This window comes from Proteiniphilum sp. (genome assembly GCF_034331125.1).
Classification (GTDB): domain Bacteria; phylum Bacteroidota; class Bacteroidia; order Bacteroidales; family Dysgonomonadaceae; genus Proteiniphilum; species Proteiniphilum saccharofermentans.
Genome location: NZ_JAXQGC010000004.1, coordinates 54,697 through 77,787, shown reverse-complemented (window position 1 = coordinate 77,787; position 23,091 = coordinate 54,697). Strand labels below are relative to the sequence as shown.

The window sequence follows — 23,091 nt, the reverse complement described above, 5'->3', positions numbered from 1 at the left end:
TTGTAAATGAGAACACGGACAACTCAAGCGGTTATCCGTGTTCTTTGTTAATATGGTCTCTATTTTATGATGAAAAGAGATCACAATCCACTAAGCCAGGGTGATTCCTTTATCAAGATAAACATCCTGAATGGCATGGATCAGTTCCACACCATCTTTCATTGGCTTTTGGAAAGCTTTACGACCGGCGATAAGCCCTATTCCTCCGGCGCGTTTGTTCACTACCGCGGTATAAACCGCTTCTGCAAGATCACTCTCGCCACGTGATTCCCCTCCTGAGTTGATCAGTCCTATCCGTCCCATATAACCGTTGATCACCTGATACCGGCAAAGGTCTATCGGGTGTTGGGAACTCAATTGGTCATACATGCCGGGATTTGTCTTCCCGAATTTAATGGCCGTAAAGCCTCCATTATTGGTCGGCAACTTTTGCTTGATGATATCCGCCTTGATCGTCACACCGAGATGATCGGCCTGACCGGTGAGGTCGGCTGCACTATGATAATCCACTCCCTCTTTCTTAAAAGCGTTATTACGGAGATAACACCACAAAATAGTGCCCATCCCTAACTCATGTGCGTATTCAAACGCTTCAGCCACCTCTACAATCTGACGGCGACTCTCTTCCGACCCGAAGTAAATAGTTGCTCCTATCGCGGCAGCACCTAAGTTCCAGGCCTCTTTTACAGTACCGAAAGGAATCTGATTATAGGAATTCGGATAAGTCAACAGTTCATTGTGATTCATTTTAACCACAAAAGGGATCTTGTGTGCATACTTTCTGGCTACAGAAGCCAATACTCCGAAAGTGGATGCTACAGCATTACAATCGGCTTCAAGTGCCAGTTTCACAATATTTTCCGGATCGAAATAAATAGGATTGGGTGCAAAAGAAGCACCTGCCGTATGTTCAATTCCCTGATCTACAGGCAATATCGACAAGTAGCCGGTATTCGCCAGACGTCCATGCCCAAACAGACGCTGGAGATTATTCAAAGTCGGAATATTCCGGTCGGAATCAATCCATAACCTTTCAATAACATCCGGTCCGGTAGGATGAATCATTGACTTCTCAACGGTTTTGCTCACATGGTTCAGGAGATAATCACTTTGGTTTCCCAGCAGTTGTATTATAGTAGAATGTGCCATAATATGAATGAATTAATTGTGGATAATAATCTAATACATGTCAAACAAATGGTAGAGGGATTGGTTCGATTTTTTACTTTTGTTATCACACTACTACCCACAAGATATTATAGGGTACTTCGATAAATAAATGGTTACACTTAGTGAAAGCCGATATCCGTTAATCTTAGTTGAAAATGTAAATCCAATTTAAAAAAGAACCATTATCTTTGTGCCATTCGTAATAAATATACCACTTAAGAAACATGCATGAGAATCATATGAAACGAGCATGATAATTGTTCACACCCAAGAAACATGAATTACGAAGTAATCGACATAGTCAATATTGCAAGTTGCCTCCGGATATTAATGAAGTCGGTGATTTCGCTTCGCTCAATTGTCATACACCATAATGAAAAAAATAAAATAATCGTATGAAACCATTATCAATAAAAGGGATATTCTTCTTCACCCTATTTTCAGTCACCACGATCACTCTCTTCTCTCAGGAAAAACCGCGTTTAATTGTGCGTTCCGATGATATGGGAGCGTTCCATTCTGTGAATGTTGCATGTATTGAAGCATATAAAAAGGGTATTCAGACCGTTGTCGAAGTTATGCCTGTCACTGCATGGTTTCCGGAAGCAGCCCGTATGCTGAACGAAAATCAAGGTATTGATGTCGGCATACATCTGGCTATTACCAGTGAATGGGAAAACATTAAATGGCGTCCGTTGACTTATTGTCCAAGCCTGACAGATGAGAACGGCTATTTTTACCCCATGATAAACCCTCATAATGCTTATCCCGGTCAATCCATTCTTGAAAATAAATGGGATATAGATGAGATAGAAAAAGAATTCAGGGCACAAATAGAGCTGACGCTAAAAAATATACCCCAGGCAAGCCATCTTTCCGGACACATGGGCGCTTTGCGCTTTGACCCAAAAGTACTTGAATTGACTCATAAGTTAGCCCGGGAATATAATCTGACATTTGTTGAGAGCGACGATTTAAGACAGAAATACAATGCCACTTCTGTCTGGTATGACGGTTCTAATGAAACGGATAAAAAGGAAGCAGGTTTTGTCAGTATGCTGAACAAACTCGAAGCAGGAAAGAATTACATATTCGTTGATCATCCGGCATTGGATAACGATGAAATGAAAACCGTCGGACATATTGGTTATGAATGGGTGGCAGAAGACCGTCAGGGAGTCACAGATATATTAACCAGTGAAAAAGTTAAACAAACGATCAAAGAAAAAGGGATAGAACTGATCACTTATAATGATCTCACGAAAGCACTTCCCCGCAGTACTCCGGAAGCAGAAAAGGTTTCGGCAAAAGGTATCCAGAATTATCTGGATGCTGTAAAGAAAAGCGGGCAGGATTTACATAGCATTATGATTCTCAGGAATGGAAAAGTTGTTGCAGAACATTGGCTAGGAGAGCATGCAGCCAATAAACCCCATATAATGAACTCCGTAAGCAAGACCTATACAGCCACAGCTATTGGTTTTGCTGTCTCGGAAGGCAAACTCAATGTGACTGACAAGGTAATATCATTCTTCCCTGACAAGTTGCCTTCCGATATAAGCCAAAATTTAAAAGATCTGGAAATAAAGCATCTATTGACAATGTCCGTAGGGCATGATCCCAATGCTGTAAGAGAAAAAACACGGAATAATGACGACTGGGTTGAAGCATTTCTGGCTGAACCCATTACAGAGAAGCCGGGAACACAATTCAGCTATAACAGTTTAGCCACCTATATGCTTTCAGCCATAATACAAAAGGTGACAGGTGAGAAACTGATCGATTATCTGTATCCCCGTTTATTCCGTCCATTGGGAATAGTAGGAGCCAGATGGGAAGAATGTCCGCAAGGGATAAACATCGGTGGTTGGGGGTTGTATGTCAAAACCGAAGATATGGCGAAACTCGGTCAGTTTTTCTTACAGAAAGGGAAATGGAAGGGAGAGCAACTGCTTCCCGAATCATGGATTGTCGAAGCCACCACTTCGCATATAGCATCGCTTCCTGCAGGCATAAAAAAAGAAGATCTGAAAATAAAACCGGATGAGAGTGACTGGCTACAGGGATATGGCTATCAAATGTGGCGTAGCCGGCATAACGGCTATCGTGCTGATGGGGCAAACGGACAATTTATTCTTGTTCTTCCTGAAAAAGAAGCTGTTATTGTCACAACGGCCAATATTGGCGATATGCAGGCAGAACTTAATCTTATATGGGAATATCTATTACCTGCAATAAAATAGTAAACTTTCCCGGATGATTGTCGAATAACACGTACTTGAGAACAAGTCTCCGATGAAAAACGTTTTGATTATGCCATATGTTGATACGTACTCGTTGATGCATTTTCTATGGGCAAGGACACAAAGGGCAAGGACTTACAAATAAATTTCGATTGAATAATACTATCTTTGCCGCGAGGGGTACTTTTGATTTTGATAGTGTAGACCTCATGGAAGACTATCAGGTTGTGAGTGAATGAATGATTGAGATAAATGAACGTTTTCGTTAAGCAATATGAGTAGAAGACAAGCTTGCTTGGATTATGCCATTGCGAGAAAACGCCTAATGAAATTGAACATTTTCGTTAAGCAATACGAACAGAAGACAAGCTCACTTGGAATGTTTTCGTTAAGCGAACACAGAGAAAAAACTTGTTTTTACTCTGTTGAGCGTAGAAAACAACTAAGTTTTCTTGAATATGTTGTTGCGAGAATTGGAAATCGAGGAGCAAAGGCGACTCAAAATGTCTGATGAAATCGAATGGTTTTGTCAAGCAAGCATAAAAAATAGTCTAAATTTGAATATATTCCATGAATACTGAATCATACAGGAGGGAGTTTGAAGAAATATTCATTCAGTATTTTCCGAAAGTCAGAACGTTTGCCGCCATTCTTCTTAAATCGGAACAGGAAGCTGAGGACATAGCACAGGATATCTTTGTAAAATTATGGGAACAACCTGATTTATGGGAAGGAAATCTTGTGAGAAACTATCTGTATACGATGGTTAAGAACCATATTTTTAATCGCATTAAACGGAAAAATATAGAATCGAAATATATAAACTCCCGGATGAACCAGCATTCTTTGGAGGAGATAACCGAATTTAAAGACCCTCTTAATGAGATATACGTTCAAGAGTTACAGCTATTATTGAGATTATCACTGGAACAGTTGCCCGACAAGCGCAGGCAAATATTTGAGATGAGTCGTTTTGAAAATTTGAGCAATAACGAAATTGCAGAAAGATTGAATTTGTCGGTGCGAACAGTAGAACAACACATCTATTTGGTCTTAAAGGATCTCAAAAAACTTTTTCTTATTGCAATTTTTTTCATAAAATTTTAAGTAGTACTCCAGTCTCGATTGTATCTAATATATAATAGACAAACCAAATATAGCCGGCTTATTGAGAAAGACCGCTTTTAGTAGATGGACACACGAGATGGAAAACTATTTTAACAAGATTATCGAATTATTTGTAAAATCCGATGTTTCAACTTCTTCGCAAGATGAATTTTATCGGTGGCTTATCGGAGAAAAATTCTCCGTGGAAAAAGAAAAGGCGCTGTACGGTTTGTGGGATAACTTGAAGGAAGGCACTCCTGCAGAAACTTCAACTCAAACTCAACAATCATTACATGATGTCCAAAAAAAGATAAAACAACGCCAACGCGGGACCAATGTCAGATTTCTCCGTTTCTGGCAGGTATCGGCTGCTGTTCTGCTAATCGCCCTGCTTTCAGCACTATATTTCCCTTCCAATAAAACTCTGGTGAACGCCGACCTTATAGAGCAGTATGTACCGGTCGCTGAAATGACCCGTCTGACCTTACCCGACGGGACTGAGGTACAAATGAACTCCACCACTACCTTGCTCTATCCGGAACAGTTCACCGGGGAAAGCAGAAGTGTTTATCTGCTCGGGGAAGCAAATTTCAAAGTAGCGAAAAATGAGAAACAGCCTTTCATTGTAAAATCCAACGATTTTCAGGTAACGGCACTGGGAACAGAATTCAACATGAAGGCATACCCCGGTGATTCGACCCTTTCAGCTATTCTGCTTTCAGGAAGCGTGGAGGTCAGGTTCAATAACCTGGCTTCAGCCCTGATATTAAAACCGAGTGAGCAATTTACGTATAACAGGCAAACGAAAGAAGAAACGATCAGCCATCCCGATCTATATGATGCAACGGCATGGCAAAAAGGTGAACTTGTATTTAAGTCGACAAGCCTGAGAGAGATCATCACCGTGCTGGAACGAAAATACCCCTACTCATTCGTTTATGCCCTGAATACCTTAAAAGATGACAAATACACCTTCCGTTTCAAGGATAAAACTTCATTGCAGGAAGTGATGGATATCATTGCAGAAGTATCGGGACACATAAGATACCGCATAGAAGATGATAAATGTTACATATTACCTTTGTAATAAGCTATTTGTAGTTTTTAATTTTTAATTTACTTTATATGGATACATCATAATAAAAAAAACCGGAATAAAGTGGCACCTCTATTCCGGCAAAATAAGCGTTAGAGTTATACTCTTGAAGAATAAGTCAAATTTCTAATCTAACACTAAGAAATAAATACTAAAGTTATGAAATTTTTTTACGTGAAAAAGGCAAAAACCCGATTTTTTATCTTTTTCGTCTGTTTTATTGCTTCGCAGACATTTTTGTTTGCCCAGAACAATGCCCTAATAACCATAAAACAAAACAATATTTCGGTTATAGAAGCGTTACAGGCAATTGAAAAACAGTCGAAAATGTTCGTAGCCTACAACGAATCACAGCTGAAGAATCAAAAGAGTCTTGATTTAAACATCAACAATCAGCCAATAGAGGATGTGCTGACCCAGATACTGAAGGGTACGGGGTTTTCATATCAACTGAAAGACAATTACATAGTGATTGTCCCGGAGAGACAAATCAGTCAAATCAGTCAAAGACAGATAAGCGGAACAATTATCGACGGGAACAACGAGCCGGTAATAGGTGCCAATGTAGTGGAAAAAGGAACTACAAATGGGACTGTTACGGATATCGATGGTAATTTCACATTGAACGTTGAAAACAACGCGGTGCTTCATATTTCATATATAGGTTATCTGTCACAGGAAATTAATACCGCCGGAAGAAGCACTTTCAATATTGTTTTACAGGAAGATTTACAAACACTCGAGGAATTAATAGTAATCGGTTACGGCACGGTAAGAAGAGGCGATATTACGACCGCCGTCTCCTCGGTCTCACTGAAAGACCTCGATGAACGGCCGATCACCTCTGCCGCCCAGGCCATACAAGGCAAGGCGGCGGGTGTGAATGTATATCGTCCCAGCGGTACACCCGGAGGAGAGATGGTTATACGTGTACGCGGAACAACCTCTTTTAACGGCAGCAATGACCCGCTGTACGTGGTGGACGGTGTGCCTGTTGACAATCTTAATTTCCTGTCTCCTATGGATATTGCCGATATGCAGATTTTGAAAGATGCCTCGTCGGCGGCCATTTACGGTTCGCGTGCAGCGAATGGCGTAGTGCTGGTCACAACCAAACAGGCGACAGCGGGGGCAAAGGTTGCTGCAAATATACAGTATGGGATGAGCCGGGTAAGTAATCCCATTCAATCATTAAATGCCGCACAATACAAGGAATTGATCGATGAGATCCGTCCCGGCACCATCCCAGAGGGAACCACCGACCAGACAGACTGGTTCAAGGAGGTGTATGGCACCGGAATCACACAGAACTATCAACTACAGGTATCCGATGGAAACGACAGGTTGCGCTATTTCGTATCAGGAGGATACCTCGATGAACAAGGCATATTGAGTTCTGCATTTTTCCGCAGGTTCAATCTACGCAGCAATGTGGAGAGCCAGGTACGCAATTGGCTACGTTTCGGATTAAACTTATCTTACTCCGACAACACAAGTAATGGCGTTACCACCGGGCAAGGATCCAATCGTGGAGGAGTGGTGTTAGCTGTGGTAAATCTCCCTACTGCCGCTACCATCCGGAATGAAGAGACCGGATTGTATAACCGTCTTTTCTACGGACAGAACATTGCCAATCCCATCGAAGAGATAGAAAACGGTAAAAACAATAAGAATAACGAAAACCGTTTGATCGCTTCCGGTAACACAACCATCACTTTCATGCCGGAACTGGTTTTGAAAACATCATTCACATTGGACCGTCGCAATGGTAAGGAAACCGGGTTCACCCCTCCTTCACACGGTCCGGGCAGGGATGATTGGGGAAATGCGTGGGATAACCGTGCAATGAATACATTGCTGGTATTCGATAATGTACTGACCTATAAAAAAACCTTCGCAGAAAAGCACAATTTTGAAGGTATGGCCGGTACATCATGGACCGATTCCAAATGGTCGAAAAGTTATATCAGCGGATCCCATTTCAAGGATGGTCATATCCATACACTCAATGCAGCGAATAAAATCGACTGGAACAGTACAAGATCGGAAGCATCTGAATGGGCTATTATGTCGGGATTCGGACGAGTTTCCTATAATTACGACAGTAAATACCTCTTTACTTTCAATATTCGTGGCGACGGATCATCCAAACTGCATCCCGACCACCGATGGGGATATTTCCCGTCGTTTTCCGGTGCATGGCGCTTATCATCAGAAGACTTCATGAAAGATCTTAGCTGGATTGACGACCTGAAGATAAGAGGCGGTTGGGGACAAACGGGTAACCAGTCCGGTGTCGGTGATTACGCCTATCTGCAGCGGTATATTATTCGCCGGGAGCCCTGGTTTGAAGATGGCAAAGCAAATGCTGTGCCGGGGATTATTCCGGAAAATCTGCGTACGGCTGACCTTACATGGGAAACAACATCACAAACCAATATCGGTCTGGATGCAACGTTGTTAAAAAACCGGCTCACCATCGGCATGGATTACTATTACAAGCATACAACCGATATGCTGATGTATGTTGAAGTTCCGGCCGGAGGAGGAGAGATAACCTCCATTGTAAGGAACGAAGGTGTAATGACAAACCGCGGTTTTGAGTTCTCTGTGAACTCGCGTAATATGACCGGAACATTTACCTGGGATACCGATTTCAATATTTCATTTAACAGGAACAACTTAAAAAGTCTTGAACTGCAGAAAATTTATAAAGCTGCCCAAACCACCGACGCTTTTCATCAGACATACATCGTACGCAACGAACCGGGACGTCCCTTAGGAGGTTTCTGGGGATATATCAGCGACGGGGTAGATCCTGAAACCGGAGACTTAATGTACCGCGATATAAATGAAGACGGAAGAATCTCTGCTACGGATCAAACCTATATTGGGGATCCCAATCCGTTATTCACTTACGGATTGACCAATTCTTTCTCCTATAAAGGTTTCAGGCTGAATATATTTATCCAGGGATCACAGGGAAATGATATCTTTAACGCTTCAAAAGGTGATACGCAAGGGATGCATGATTTAAAAAACCAATCGGTAGAGGTATTGAGACGATGGCGTACGCCGGGACAGATTACCGACGTGCCCAGGGCACGCTTTAACCTCCAACCTTCGACCTACTTCGTGGAAGATGGAAGTTATCTCAGGGTAAAAGATATCACATTGTCATACAGTTTTAAAGGGAGTATCCTGGAAAGGGCCGGCATCTCACGTCTCCAACCTTATATAACAGCCAACAACCTGCTGACACTCACCAAATACAAGGGTATGGACCCTGAAGTGAATCAATGGGGCAATAACGGTGCCGTACAAGGTATTGACTGGGGGACCTATCCCCATAGTAAAACATTTGTTTTTGGAGTGAATCTTGAATTTTAAATCATAAAAGAATGAAGACAAAATATATTTTATCCATCCTTTTCGCTTGTTTACTGGCTTCCTGCTCGCTGGATTATGATCCGGTAGGCATCTATTCGGATGTAACCGAAGGTGTGGAGACCGACAGTGTAAGGATCGTATTTAAAGACAAAGCGGCATTGCTGTCCCACAGGCAAACGCTGTTGAACCTGTTCAAAAACGGGCAGGAACACTGGTACCTCGATATGTTGCTGCTTGCCGAATCGCATTCCGATAATGCGTATGCCGGTGCGCCTAATGCCGAAACAACGCCGTTTGAGGTGAACTCCATCGAAGGATCGAACACAAACATGAGACGCGACTGGAACGGCCATATGACAAACATAGCCCATGCAAACAGGATGATCGTCAACATCGACAAAGTACCCGATCCGGCGTTGACCGAAGCAGAAAGAATCCAATACAAGGCTGAAGCCAAAATACTGAGGGCCATGATTTATTTCGATATGGTAAGAATATGGGGAAATGTTCCTCTGATCACTACCATAGCGGGGGATATTACTTCCGAAACCATTGCCGAAGTATATCCCGCTTATTTTCCGCCTCAAACGGATGCCCTCACGATCTATCAACAGATTGAGGAAGACCTGTTGGAAGGATTGCAATATGCTCCCGATAATAATCCGGCTGATAAGACACAGTTTTCGAAATCCGTGGCCCGTGCATTGCTGGCGAAGGTCTATGCCGAAAAACCGTTACGTGATTACGATAAGGTCATACAGTACGTTGATCAGCTTGCAGCCGACGGTTTTGCGCTGGTCGATGATTACAGTGATCTGTTTGAAGTGGTGCTGGCAGACCCGAACCTTCCTCCGTCACAACAAAACATGGCAATAGATGCAAAAGCGCGTAACACCAGGGAAAGCATCTTCGAAGCACAATTTTTTACGGGAAGTGGCAGTTGGGTCACCTGGATGTTCGGTCGTCCATTGAATAACTGGACGGAAGCGTTCACCTGGGCAAAATGGATCACGCCATCCCGCGACCTGATCAGGGCTTTTAACAGCGAACAGGGTGATAAACGCTATAACCAGACTGTTGTATTTTATCAGTGCGATTGGAGCATCTATTATCCGGCTAATAATTATGCTTTTATGTACAAATGCCGTAGCGCTTATAACAGCATCATCAAAATGCGGTATGCCGATCTTCTCCTGCTCAAAGCGGAGGCGTTGATCGGAAAAGGCGATTACAGCGGCGCAGCGCAGATCATCAATCAGACACGCCGGCGGGCGGGGTTGAATAATTTACCCGCTTCGGCGTCGGCAAGCAAAGAAGCCATTCTCACCGCTTATCTGAAAGAGCGTCGTCTTGAGCTGGCGTTGGAGGGACAACGCTGGTTCGACCTGGTTCGTCTCGATAAAGTGGAAGAGGTGATGAATGCTGTATTTGATAAAGATGAAGGACGTCCGGCACAGGTATATCCTTATACAAGCCTGTCATATATTTTGCCTATTCCACAGGACGTGATCGATCAGAATCCGAACCTTATTCAGAATCCGGGATATTAAAAGAACAAAGAGCCAAGAACCAGGAGTCAAGACTCAAGAACAAAAAATAAAGACTAATTTACGAATGATCCAATGTGGAAAAATGATAGTGTGCTTCGCACGATAAACAAGATAACGAATTCAATTTTTCACTTTTAATTTTTCATTTATAAAGTCTTGGTTCTAAAATTGTTCCATACAATAATAAAAAAACAGCCATATGAACTTGATACATAAAATATTATTCATGACCGGAATAATTTCATTGTTGCTTATATCGTGTAATGATGATGAATACGGTCCCCGAAAAGAATCAACCCCGGTATTTGAGTCGGCAGGTATGAGTCCGTCCTCCTTTACGTTCGGCGATTCTGTTACGCTTACGGCAAAAATAACCGATCCGGCTACCACCCTTACCACGTTGGTTTATGAAATAGTTTCCGAAAACCGGGTTATTTCGTCAGGGGAAATACCCATCGGAGGCGACTCGTACGAAGTCTCTCATGCAATCTTTGTGCCGCTGCTGAATAATCAGGCCGATAATTCAGAAGTACAGGTCAACCTGGTTGCACGGAATATTTTGAAAGGATTCGCATCAACTCAGGTCACGGGTCTGACCGGGAACCGTCCGGTTTACCAGCAACTTTATCTGGTTACTGACAATGGAGGTATAGCCATTCTGGAGCCTCAGGCCTCAGATAAAAATAAATACCAGGCCGGAGAACTGACTTTCGACAGTTCATTTCAGTTCAGGATAGCGGAAAAACTCAATGCCGACAATACGATTGATTATACAGGAGATGTATATGGAAATGTGAACGGAAGGATAGCGATGATCAACGAGACCGGCGAATCGGCTTTTGTGTATGCCCCATCGGCTGATTATACAAAAGAACTCATCTTCGACCATTATGGATTTTCCGTAGCAACAACGGGAAGTACTCTCGGCGCGGAAGACCTGGCATTAAGCCTTTTCACCCCACAGGATATCAACGGCGAATCTTTCCTTGTGCTTAAACGTACACTGGAGAATGGTAAGACCTATTCGGTATTCGGAGTACTGGCTGAAACAAGAAATCTATTTAATCCGGATTTCTTCGGACGTACAGCTGCTGATAAGGTTACTTTCTTAGGAAAAACAGGGGAATATACCATTTATTATAATCCTGTCCGTAAGAACACTTTCGTGGGTGTAGAGAATCCTTCGTATCCTGATTATCTTCTGGCTTGCGGCTGGGGATTGGGGTATCCAACAAATATCACTTCCGAACAAATTGCTTCGGTATATCCGGGGAAAGGCAGAACCCATACCGATTGGGGATTCGGACATGTTATGAACTATGTGTTACTGCGTCAGATCGAAGATGGCGTGTATCAGGGAACATTCTATACGCCGGGTGACCACGACCATTATGCAAGCTTCAAACCGTTTGAAAATACCGGTTGGGGGAATGAAAAGCAAGCAGGTGGATTTACTTTTACCGGCGAACAGATCATTTCCGGCAGCAATAACTGGGATATCCCGAACGGAGAGAATGATCCGGTGATAGAATCCGCCAACTACAGGTTCACTATTAACCTGAATGACAACACAGTACATATTGAAAAGGTAATACTGTAATAATCCCGATAAATCGGGACAAGTAGTGCCAATTAATCAAACAACGTTCAACGGAACGGAGTGTAGTTAATATGCCAATGAGACAAACAACGTTCAACGGAGTGAAACGTAGTTAAATGTGATTAATTTTATGAATAATGCGAAGAATGAAATTTCATTTTTCACTTTTCATTTTTAATTTTTCACTTTCTAAAATATAATCGTATGAAGTTAATATTTAATTTAAAAATGACAACACTACTGATACTGGCGTTATGCTGCCTGTCATACTGCAGCGATGTCGAAAAAGAAGATAACGGGGGTACCACTCCCCCGCCGGAACCACCGGTAGTAGGCGATGTAACGATGTATATCACCACCAACACCCGTTCCCAGGATTTCAAAAAACAGACGGTCGATTTCAGCACAAAGGACAATATGTCGCCGACAACCCTCAAGCTGGAGCCCGGTACGCGTTACCAGACCATGGACGGTTTCGGGGCCGCCGTAACAGGATCTACCTGTTATAACCTGATGCAAATGACGCAGGAGAACCGCACCAAATTCCTGAAGGAAACATTCTCTACAACAGAAGGTATGGGACAAAGTTATATCAGGATATCTATCGGCTGTTCCGATTTCTCGTTGAGTGAATACACCTGTTGTGACACGCCCGGGTTGGAGAATTTTGCCCTAACCTCTGAAGAGACGGATTATGTGATTCCTATCCTGAAAGAGATCCTGGCTATCAATCCCGATATAAAGATCATGGGTTCACCGTGGACTCCTCCCCGGTGGATGAAAGTAAATAATCTCACCGACCTGCAACCGTTCAACTCGTGGACCAGCGGTCAGCTCAACCCGGCATATTATGCTGATTATGCCGATTATTTTGTAAAGTGGATCCAGGCTTTCGAGGCACAGGGAATAAAAATCTATTCGGTAACACCGCAGAATGAACCGCTCAACAGGGGGAATTCCGCTTCGCTGTATATGACGTGGCAGGAACAGCGTGATTTTGTAAAAACCGCGTTAGGTCCTAAAATGGAAACTGCAGGGTTAAACACCAGGATATATATCTACGACCATAATTATGATTACGACCGCAATAAGCCGGAGAATGCCGATCAGGGACAATATCCGCTGAAGATATATGAAGATGCGGCAGCGGCTGAATTTATTACCGGCGCGGCCTATCATAATTATGGAGGGAATAAGGAGGAGCTGAACTTTATCCATCAGTCACGGCCGGACAAGGAACTGGTATTTACCGAAACATCCATCGGCACATGGAACGACGGCCGTAATCTGGAAGTCCGACTGATCGATGATATGAGGGAAGTGGCACTGGGTACTGTAAACAACTGGTGCAAGGGTGTCATCGTGTGGAATCTGATGCTCGATACCGATCGCGGCCCCAATCGCGATGGTGGTTGCCAAACCTGTTACGGTGCTGTCGATATAGACCGTTCCAACTATTCAACCATCACCCGTAATTCACATTACTATATAGTCGGACACCTTTCATCGGTGGTAAAGCCTGGAGCAGTACGTATCGGCACATCGGGTTTTTCGGAATCCGGTTTCTACTATTCTGCATTTGAAAACCCCGACGGCACATACGCCGTAGTGTTGCTCAATAGTACTTCGGCAAACAGGATGATTACACTCGACGACGGGTCTCATCACTTCGCCTATGAAGTACCGGCTAAATCAGTTATCTCTTATCGATGGAAAAAATAATAAATAACAAGTATGAACATGAAAAAAATAAAATATTGGATGTTTGCATTCATTGTTTCCCTTACACTGGCCTCATGCTCCAATGAGGTAGTAGAACCCCAACAGGAAGGGAATCCCACTATGCAGATAGAAAATCAATTTGCCGATGTGCATTTTGGAGATGTTCTGCCGTTCGAAGTGACGGTCAATGACAATGTACCCTTATCTACGTTGACAGCCATATTGTATTTCGGAGAAGAGGAAGTGTCTAAAACAACCATACGTACGAAAGAGAACGGTCAATATGCAGGAAGTATAGAAGTCCCTTACGGGAAAAATATTCCCGACGGAACTGCTACATTGGAATTTATTTTGGTGAATACCACGATGAAGAAAGCGACCCAGACATTCGATGTGCCGGTTACCCGCGCTCCCTACCCCTACCTCATCCTGGTAACCACCGATGCCTCTTATCCCATGGTACCGACAGGACAACCCAATGAGTATGCAGCCTCTTCAGCTTTTCCGACAACCGAATTACCCGCTTATATAAAAACGCCGGTTTTGGATGGCAAAGGACGTGAAATTCTTTTTGGATGGGATGATGGACAAGGAGGCATCGCCGAAGGCACATCAAACAATATACCGTTCGTCAGCCCGGAGGGTGGTACCTACTCTGTCACATTCAACACAAGGACACTTGAAGCATCACCATTCTTCGAAGTGATACTCAATGGTCAAAAGATGAATATGGTCGACAAGGACAATTACCAGTTGGATATTGATCTGACTCAAGGAGAAGAAATTACTTTTGAAGGATTGACCAATTGGTGGGTAGACCCCGATTTCTTTGCACAAGACGAAGACAAAATGACTTTCGTCCCCATCAGTGGCAGGTACCGGGTAACAGCCAACCTACCGCTTAACTACCTGAAAGTGGAAGTGCTCGCCGGCAGTAACCTGGCTACACTTCAACCCGACGGAACCGGTGCGATCTGGATTATCGGTGATAACATTGGTAAGCCTTCATACACAACCAATCATGTAGGATGGAATCCGCCAAAGGCATTGTGTATGGCTCCTGTAGGCGATAAAAAGTATCAGGTGACCGTAGTTGGGGGTGAAACCGTAAGTGTGGATGCCATAAACTTCAAATTCTTCCACCAGAAAGACTGGGGAGGAGAATTTGGAAGTCAATCGCTTACCAGCGAAAGCGACATTGTATTTGTCGGTAACGGAACCAATGGCCGGGATAACGGCAACCTGGGTATTATCGAGGGCAAAACGTTGACGGCCGGTAAAACTTATGTATTTACTGTAGATGTATCCGGAGGGATAAATAATGCGGTATTGACAGTAGAAGAGAAGTGATATTGGAAAAGTCAAGTTAAGAAGTAGAGAGATTGGTTAACAATCGGACATGGGGCAACATACCGAAATACGGGATGCGCCCCATGTTTTTTATTTATATTACCCCTTGGGCCATCATGGCATCGGCCACTTTCATGAAACCGGCGATATTGGCTCCTTTTACGTAGTTGATATATTGCCCGTTTTTACCGTGCATCACACATTGTTCATGAATATCACTCATGATCTGGTGCAACCATCTGTCAACTTCTTCGTTGCTCCAGGAAATATGCATGGCATTTTGCGTCATTTCCAGACCCGAACAGGCCACACCGCCCGCATTGACGGCTTTCCCGGGAGCAAAAAGTATCTCATTCTCCAGGAAGAAATCCACCGCTTCGGCGGTACAACCCATATTAGAGACCTCTGCGACGAGCAATACTCCGTTCTCTTTCAAGCGCATGGCATCTTCCAGGTTCAATTCGTTCTGAATAGCACAAGGCAAAGCGATATCGACTTTGAGTTCCCATGGTTTCCTTCCGGGATAGAAGGTTGCCCTCGGGAATTCCTCGGCATAAGGTGCTACCACATCATTTCCGGAGTTACGCAATTCAAGCATATAGTCGATCTTTTCAGGAGTATTCACACCATCCGGATCATAGATATAACCATCGGGTCCTGAGATCGCCACCACTTTGGCGCCCAACTCAGTAGCTTTTATGGTTGCACCCCATGCCACGTTTCCAAAACCGGAAACAGCTACGGTCTTTCCTTTGAGATCGATATTGTGTGCCTCGCACATCTTCTGCACAAAATAGAGTGCTCCAAATCCGGTAGCTTCCGGGCGAAGTCTCGAGCCTCCGAATGACATTCCCTTTCCTGTAAAGGTTCCCGTATGTTCGCGGGCCAACTTCTTGTACATACCGAACATATAGCCCACTTCACGTCCACCAACGCCAATATCTCCGGCCGGCACATCGGTATCGGGGCCGATATTCCGCCACAACTCCATCACAAAGGCCTGGCAGAAACGCATGATCTCCGCCTGGGAACGGCCTTTGGGAGAGAAATCAGATCCACCTTTGCCACCTCCCATCGGAAGAGTAGTCAACGCGTTTTTAAAAGTCTGCTCAAATCCCAGAAATTTCAGGGAAGACAAGGTGACCGAGGAATGGAACCTAATCCCCCCTTTATAGGGGCCTATGGCTCCGTTGAATTGTACCCGGTAACCGATATTCACATGTACTTTTCCGTTGTCGTCCACCCATGGGACACGGAAAGTAAACACACGGTCGGGTTCCACTATCCGTTCGATAATGCCCGCCTTTTCAAACTCAGGATGTTGGTTGTACACGTCTTCAATCGAGACCAACACTTCTCTTACGGCTTGAAGATACTCAGACTCACCCGGGTGTTTTGCCTCGAGCTGTGTCATAATGTCATTCACTCTCATATTTATAAGGTTTATTTAGGAATTCAATCTGACAAAGGTATAGAATAATTTGGAATATTGATACTATTTAATTTAGGATTTTAGATTCAGAATTTAGGATTTGACTGCGTCGATTTGTAATTCAAGATTTCAAAATTTGGGACACTCTCCCACTCAGGCACCACCTAACCACTCATCCACCTAACCACCCAGACACTTTATGCACTATTGCAATTCAAAAAACATTCGGATGTTAACGGTTAAATGCCTATTTTTGTGATGAATTTCTGATCTACTATTGAGATGGCAAAGAATAAACTGGCCAAATTTGCCGATATGGCCACTTACGAGAACGTGTTTCAATATACCTTCGATACGTTAAAGGAAGAAGGGTTTCCTTTCAAAGGAAAATGGCATACTTATTTTGGCAACACCAATCCTGTCGTACTTGAACTGGGTTGCGGTAAAGGAGAATATACAGTCGGACTGGCACGTAAATTCCCGGAGAAGAACTTTATCGGGATCGATATCAAAGGTGCACGAATGTGGACCGGTGCCTCCCAGGCGCTGGAAGAAGGTTTGACAAATGCAGCTTTTCTCCGGACACGTATCGAACTTATCAACCACTTCTTTGCTCAGGATGAAGTATCAGAGATATGGATCACTTTTCCTGATCCCCAGATGAAGAAAACCAACAAACGGCTCACAGCCACCCGGTTTATGGAGCAATATAGCAGGATGCTGAAAGAGGGAGGCATCATCCATCTGAAAACCGACAGTAATTTCCTTTACCGATATACCAAAGCAATGATAGCGGAAAACCGGATTGAAACCTTCTTTGATACAGAAGATCTCTACAACTCCGGATTGAATGGGGATATCCTCGAAATCCGCACGTTCTATGAACAACAGTGGCTCTCACGTGGTTTAAACATCAAATATATCCGCTTTCTCTGTCCGAAAAATCACAATTGGACAGAGCCGAACGTAGAAATAGAAAAAGACGAGTATCGCAGCTTTGGTCGCGATGCCCGCATATAGATGTGATAAAAATCAATATTATGGCTATATATCCACAATTAATCATCGACGCACTCAAGAATGTGCGCTACCCGGGAACGGGGCAAGACATTGTTTCTGCCGGCATGGTAGCCGACGACATCCGAATCGAAGGTATGAAAGTGAGCTTCTCGCTCATCACTGAAAAAGTAAATGATCCGTTTATTAAATCGGTCGTGAAAATGGCAGAGCAGGCTATCCTGATGTATGCCGACAAAAATATCGAGATACAGGGTAATATCTCTGTCAAGTCAAAACAACCTCCTCGTCCGGAACTCCCTGAACTACTGCCGGGAGTAAAAAATATTATTGCAGTGGCTTCGGGGAAAGGCGGAGTAGGCAAAAGCACCGTATGCACCAATCTCGCGGTGGCCTTGGCACAAAAAGGATATAAGGTAGGATTGCTCGATGCCGATATCTTCGGCCCGTCAGTCCCTAAAATGCTCGGGGTGGAAGATGAAGGGCCGGCTTTGGAGAAAAAAGATGGCCGTGACCTCATTGTTCCGATCGAAAACTATGGAATAAAAATGCTTTCCATAGGGTTCTTTGTCAAGAAAGAAGATGCTGTGGTCTGGCGTGGAGCAATGGCAGGCAATGCATTGAAACAACTGATCGGCGATGCCGATTGGGGAGAGCTGGATTATTTCCTGATTGATTTTCCGCCGGGGACAAGCGATATCCACCTGACCCTGGTACAGACACTTCCCATTACCGGTGCAGTGATCGTAAGTACTCCCCAGGAGGTGGCACTGGCAGACGCACGTAAGGGGATCAGCATGTTTACAGGAGATAAGGTGAATGTACCTATTCTGGGTTTAGTGGAAAATATGGCATGGTTCACACCTGCGGAACTGCCGGAGAATAAGTATTATATCTTCGGGAAAGAGGGTTGTAAACGATTGGCGGAAGAGCAGGGTTACGTTCTATTGGGACAGATACCAATTGTCCAGAGCATTCGTGAAGGTGGCGATGACGGCCAACCGGTAGCATTGCAGCAAAACAGTATCACCGGCATGGCTTTCTCCACACTGGCTGATAACTTGATTGCAGCAGTCGACAAACGAAACCGGGAACAACCCAGAACACAGATCGTAGAAGTCACCAGAAAGTAGTTAATTATAAATTACTAATTACTAATGACCAATTACCAATTACTAAAAAATGAAGAGTGAAAAAATCAGATCAACTCTAACTTCTTATTTCTTCATTAATCTCATTAGTCTCATTAGTTATATTGGCACATCAGTCACATTCATATGAAGCATCCCCTACAGCAATTCCAGTTTTGCCCGAAATGCGGTTCAAAGCAATTTATCGAACACAACGAAAAATCAAAGAAATGCTCTGATTGCGGTTTTATATACTACTTCAACTCTTCGGCTGCCGTGGTGGCCGTCATCGAGAACAGTAAGGGAGAAATATTAGTCGCCCGCAGGGCAAAAGATCCTGCGAAAGATACTCTGGATCTTCCGGGTGGTTTTGTAGATATGCATGAAACGGCGGAAGAGGCGGTGAGCCGGGAGATAAGGGAAGAAACGGGTTTGTCGGTAAATTCATCGCAATATCTGTTCTCTATTCCGAATATTTATCTATATTCGGGGTTTGAAGTACATACTGTGGATATCTTCTTCAAGTGTAGAGTAAATAAATTCAATTATTTAACAGCACAAGACGATGTTTCAGAGTTGCAATTTATCGCGTTGGACAGACTCAATCCGGCCGATTTCGGGTTAGTATCTATCCGCAAAGGAGTTGAAAAATTATTACGAGAAATAAAAGACAAAATATGAAAACAGTTAAAATAGATATTTTAAATCCAAGAGCAGAAGAGCTACTTCGTAATCTTGCTGATTTACAACTTATCAACATATCGGAATCAGAGGAAAATGTAATAAATTTTTCTCCTGAACAAAAAGAGATGTTGATCATGAGTGAAAAGGATGTTGCATACGGTAATATCCTTTCGGAAGAAGAATTGGAAGAGATAGACAAAGCATGGCTTTATTAAAAGTTTTTTGGACTCAAACAGCGATTTTACAACGTAATCTTGTTTTTCGGTATTGGAATAATCGAAACAAGAGTAATGAGTATTCTATAAAGTTGAATATAGAAATAAAAGAACGTATTCTTTTGTTGAAAAGTTATCCATTTATTGGAAAAAAGACAGAATTTCAAGATATTAGAATATTACCCATCAAACATTACAGCATTTTATACAAAATTGAAAACTCTCGAATTCTTATTATGGCATTTTGGGATAACCGGCAAAACCCACGAAAATTATTAAAATTATTACGAGAAAATAAATAATCCAAAATATGAAGAAAATCATCTTTCTGTTTATCCTTGCCCTTATAGCACAGGTTTCCATAGCTCAAAGGACGGCATACCACACCCAGCCTGAACAACTGTTCAACCGTGGTAAAGAGATGTTTCTTGGGGGAAATTGGGAAGGTGCGGAGCAATTACTGAAAAAGTTCGTTGCCGGGAGCGACGATACTTATTTGAGTGAGGAAGCAGCCTATATGATGGCTGTCTCTTCATTCCATCGCGGTGACGGGAACAGTGGAAATACCCTGGAAGCATTTCTCGACGCACATCCTGAAACCATCCACCGCGACCAAGTCAATTTCCTGATCGGCTCGTATCATTTCGATAAGAAAGAGTGGCAGGCTGCCGGAGAACGATTCAATCAGGCGGATCTCGATTACCTCACCCTTTCGGAACAGGAAGATTACAGTTTCCGGTCAGCTTACACCCAATTACAATTAGGAAACAAAGAGGAAGCTACCCGCCTATTTGGGTTACTCTCTCAAAACAGTAACAAATATCGGGATGCAGCCGCCTTTTATCTTGGATATATCGAATACTCCAGTGGAAATTATGCGGAAGCATTGCGTCGTTTTGAACGATTGCAAAATCATCCTGAATACAGTGAGGAAGTTGCTTTCTATACAGCCCAGGCAACTTTTTTCGACGGTAAAATAGAAGAAGCGGTCAGCTTGTCGGAAGCGTTCGTGCAGAGATATCCGGCAAGCGAACACCTTACCGAAGCATACAGAGTTCTCGGCAACAGTTATTACAGGCTGGGACAAGCCTCCAGGGCGGTATCCTATTACGAGAGATATCTTTCAGGCGTAGACAGGCCACTCAGGGGTGATGCATATTTCCTTGGATTATCCTATTTCGAAACCGGCAATTATAGCAAGGCTGTGCAGATGTTCCAGCAGGCGGTAGGAGAACCGGATGAACTCACTCAAAATGCACAACTGCAATTGGGGCAAACCTATTTACGGTTGAACCAGAAACAATCAGCCCAAATGGCTTTCGAAGCGGCTTCGCGGAATAATTTCAATCCTCAGGTACGTGAAACGGCTATGTTTAACTACGCATTGCTGGCCCACGAAACCAACTTCTCAGTCTTCAGTGAGTCCATCACCCTGTTTGAGAATTTTCTCAAAGAATTCCCTGATTCACCTCATAAAAATCAGGTAAACGATATTCTGGCCGAGACTTTCCTTACGACCAAAGATTATAATGCTGCCCTGAATGCTATCAACCGGATCAGCAACCCGGGACGCAGGATACTCGAAGCCAAACAGATGATACTCTTCCAACTGGGAGCACAGGCCTTTATCAATGGCAACATGAATGAAGCGACACAGCATTTCAACAACAGCATCAGCCTGGGAAATCAGGATGCCAAAGCCCGTAACAATGCTTATTTCTGGCGAGGCGAGACATATTACCGGATAGGTAACTACAGCAATGCTGCCAGCGATTTCAGGCAATTCACCCAAAACGCCACCCCTACGGACGAAAATTACTCCCTCGGATGGTACAACCTGGGATACGCACTCTTCAAGCAACAACAGTACAATCAGGCAGTCAATGCTTTTCAGCAATACATTTCGGCAGAGAAAACAAGGAACCGGCCTGAATATGCCGATGCACTCAACCGTATAGGTGATAGCTACTATTTTAACCGTAATTTTAACGAAGCGGAACGTTTCTATGCACAGGCAGCGGATATCAACCCTTCTTCCGCCGACTACGCCGCCTACCAGCGGGCATTTGTGATGGGATTACAACGTAACTATCAGGGAAAGATCACCGCATTGGACAACCTGATGCGCAATCACCCTAATTCCCAATACTTTGATGATGCCCTGTATGAAAAAAGCCGGGCACTCACCATGCTCAACCGGGAAAGCGAAGCCATTGCCGTACTGCAACGGCTCGTAAATGATTTTCCCAAAAGTCCCCTTGCCAGCCAGGGAGGCGTTCAGTTAGGACAATTATATTACAATACGGGTAATTATCAACAAAGTATTACTGCCTACAAAAATGTGATCTCCAACTTCCCCGGTTCGGACGACGCCCGTAATGCGCTGATCTCCCTGGAGACGGTATATCGTGACATGAACGATATCGACAACTATGTGAAATACGCCAATTCATTACCGGGCGGAATGCGGATTACACCATCGAGACAAGACTCGCTCACCTATCTGGCAGCTGAAAGTGTCTATATGCGTGGTAATCGTGCAGATGCTGAATCAGCCATGACAAAGTATATCCAATCTTATCCCAACGGTGCATATAGCAGTGATGCCCATTACTATCTCGGAGTGATTGCCGATGAAAGGAAGAACCAGGATTTGGCACTATCCCATTTTCGGAAAGTAATTGATGCCGGCAATATAAAATTCCTTGACAACGCACTTATCTATACGGCACAAACGGAATACGGGAAGGGAAACTTCCGTCAGGCGCTTGCCGACTATTCCAGGCTGGCCAATTCAGCCCGGAACGCCACCAACAAGCAGTTGGGACAAATGGGAGTTGTACGCACCCAGTCAAAATTAGGAGGTTATCATGAAGCAGCACGTGCTGCAACCGAACTACTTTCCAACAGTAACCTTTCACCCGAAACAGTGACTGAAGCCAGATATTTACGTGGAAAGGCATACCTGCAAACGAATGAAACGGACAATGCGATGGCTGATTTTCAATTTGTAGCCAACGATACCCGCAGTGTTTATGGAGCGGAAGCGCAGTTCATCCTTGCAGATACTTATTATCGGTGGAAATCATATGACCGCGCCGAATCGCAAGTCAAGGAGTTCATGCAAAAAGGTACGCCTCACCAATACTGGATGGCCCGCGCACTTATAGTGCTATCGGACACCTATCTTGCCAAAGGGGATGAATTTCAGGCGAAACAATATATAGAAAGTCTGAAATCCAACTACAAAGGGGATGAAGCCGATATCCAACAAATGATCAATGAGAGACTCAACAATTAAAATTTGATTTCAGGATTTCAAGATTCTAAAATTATGAATTGAAAATCGACGTCGTGAAATTGTGAAATTAATAAATCAGTAAAT

At 43.6% G+C, this 23,091-nt stretch carries 16 protein-coding genes; 14 read left to right on the top strand and 2 right to left on the bottom strand.

Features of this window, described 5'->3' with window-relative positions:
• Positions 1-90: 90 nt before the first annotated feature.
• Positions 91-1,149 carry a class I fructose-bisphosphate aldolase gene (locus tag U2P89_RS00715; RefSeq protein WP_313381710.1) on the bottom strand — a complete coding sequence of 353 codons (1,059 nt, stop codon included), beginning with the start codon at positions 1,147-1,149 and terminating at the stop codon, positions 91-93.
• A gap of 416 nt (positions 1,150-1,565) precedes the next feature.
• On the opposite strand from U2P89_RS00715, the gene U2P89_RS00710 reads away from it, so the two are divergent.
• From U2P89_RS00710 to U2P89_RS00675, 8 genes are all read left to right on the top strand, one after another.
• Positions 1,566-3,413: a ChbG/HpnK family deacetylase gene (locus U2P89_RS00710; protein ID WP_091905909.1), complete on the top strand. Its 1,848-nt coding sequence runs from the start codon at positions 1,566-1,568 to the stop codon at positions 3,411-3,413.
• A gap of 570 nt (positions 3,414-3,983) precedes the next feature.
• Positions 3,984-4,520: an RNA polymerase sigma-70 factor gene (locus U2P89_RS00705; protein WP_091905913.1), complete on the top strand. Its 537-nt coding sequence runs from the start codon at positions 3,984-3,986 to the stop codon at positions 4,518-4,520.
• 97 nt (positions 4,521-4,617) lie between these two features.
• Positions 4,618-5,607 carry a FecR family protein gene (locus tag U2P89_RS00700; protein ID WP_091905915.1) on the top strand — a complete coding sequence of 330 codons (990 nt, stop codon included), beginning with the start codon at positions 4,618-4,620 and terminating at the stop codon, positions 5,605-5,607.
• A gap of 168 nt (positions 5,608-5,775) precedes the next feature.
• A complete protein-coding gene (locus U2P89_RS00695; RefSeq protein ID WP_322190356.1) occupies positions 5,776-9,006 on the top strand; it encodes a TonB-dependent receptor in 3,231 nt (1,076 codons plus the stop codon).
• 11 nt (positions 9,007-9,017) lie between these two features.
• A complete protein-coding gene (locus U2P89_RS00690) occupies positions 9,018-10,556 on the top strand; it encodes a RagB/SusD family nutrient uptake outer membrane protein (protein WP_322190355.1) in 1,539 nt (512 codons plus the stop codon).
• Positions 10,557-10,755: 199 nt separating this feature from the next.
• On the top strand, positions 10,756-12,156 hold the full coding sequence (locus U2P89_RS00685; RefSeq protein WP_322190354.1) for a hypothetical protein: 1,401 nt from the start codon (positions 10,756-10,758) through the stop codon (positions 12,154-12,156).
• Positions 12,157-12,360: 204 nt separating this feature from the next.
• Complete coding sequence (locus U2P89_RS00680) at positions 12,361-13,878, top strand: glycoside hydrolase family 30 protein (RefSeq protein WP_091905923.1); 1,518 nt, start codon at positions 12,361-12,363, stop codon at positions 13,876-13,878.
• A gap of 18 nt (positions 13,879-13,896) precedes the next feature.
• Entirely contained in the window at positions 13,897-15,228 is a 1,332-nt protein-coding gene (locus U2P89_RS00675) for a DUF5121 domain-containing protein (RefSeq protein ID WP_322190353.1), read from the top strand.
• A 94-nt stretch (positions 15,229-15,322) separates the two neighbouring features.
• Here the strand turns inward: U2P89_RS00675 and gdhA are convergent, their stop codons facing one another.
• Positions 15,323-16,660 (bottom strand): NADP-specific glutamate dehydrogenase, encoded by a 1,338-nt coding sequence (gdhA, locus tag U2P89_RS00670; protein WP_322190352.1) that lies wholly within the window; start codon positions 16,658-16,660, stop codon positions 15,323-15,325.
• Positions 16,661-16,942: 282 nt separating this feature from the next.
• On the opposite strand from gdhA, the gene trmB reads away from it, so the two are divergent.
• From trmB to U2P89_RS00640, 6 genes are all read left to right on the top strand, one after another.
• A complete protein-coding gene (gene trmB / locus U2P89_RS00665) occupies positions 16,943-17,680 on the top strand; it encodes a tRNA (guanosine(46)-N7)-methyltransferase TrmB (protein ID WP_091905928.1) in 738 nt (245 codons plus the stop codon).
• Positions 17,681-17,700: 20 nt separating this feature from the next.
• Positions 17,701-18,810, top strand: a complete 1,110-nt coding sequence (locus U2P89_RS00660) for an Mrp/NBP35 family ATP-binding protein (RefSeq protein WP_091905930.1) — start codon at positions 17,701-17,703, stop codon at positions 18,808-18,810.
• A 144-nt stretch (positions 18,811-18,954) separates the two neighbouring features.
• A complete protein-coding gene (locus tag U2P89_RS00655) occupies positions 18,955-19,488 on the top strand; it encodes an NUDIX domain-containing protein (RefSeq protein WP_091905932.1) in 534 nt (177 codons plus the stop codon).
• On the top strand, positions 19,485-19,706 hold the full coding sequence (locus U2P89_RS00650; RefSeq protein ID WP_322190351.1) for a hypothetical protein: 222 nt from the start codon (positions 19,485-19,487) through the stop codon (positions 19,704-19,706). The genes U2P89_RS00655 and U2P89_RS00650 overlap by 4 nt, the downstream gene beginning before the upstream one ends.
• Positions 19,694-20,008, top strand: coding sequence for a type II toxin-antitoxin system RelE/ParE family toxin (locus U2P89_RS00645; protein ID WP_091905936.1), 315 nt, complete (start codon positions 19,694-19,696; stop codon positions 20,006-20,008). The genes U2P89_RS00650 and U2P89_RS00645 overlap by 13 nt, the downstream gene beginning before the upstream one ends.
• An 8-nt stretch (positions 20,009-20,016) precedes the next feature.
• Positions 20,017-23,007, top strand: a complete 2,991-nt coding sequence (locus U2P89_RS00640; protein WP_091905938.1) for a tetratricopeptide repeat protein — start codon at positions 20,017-20,019, stop codon at positions 23,005-23,007.
• Positions 23,008-23,091: the final 84 nt, after the last annotated feature.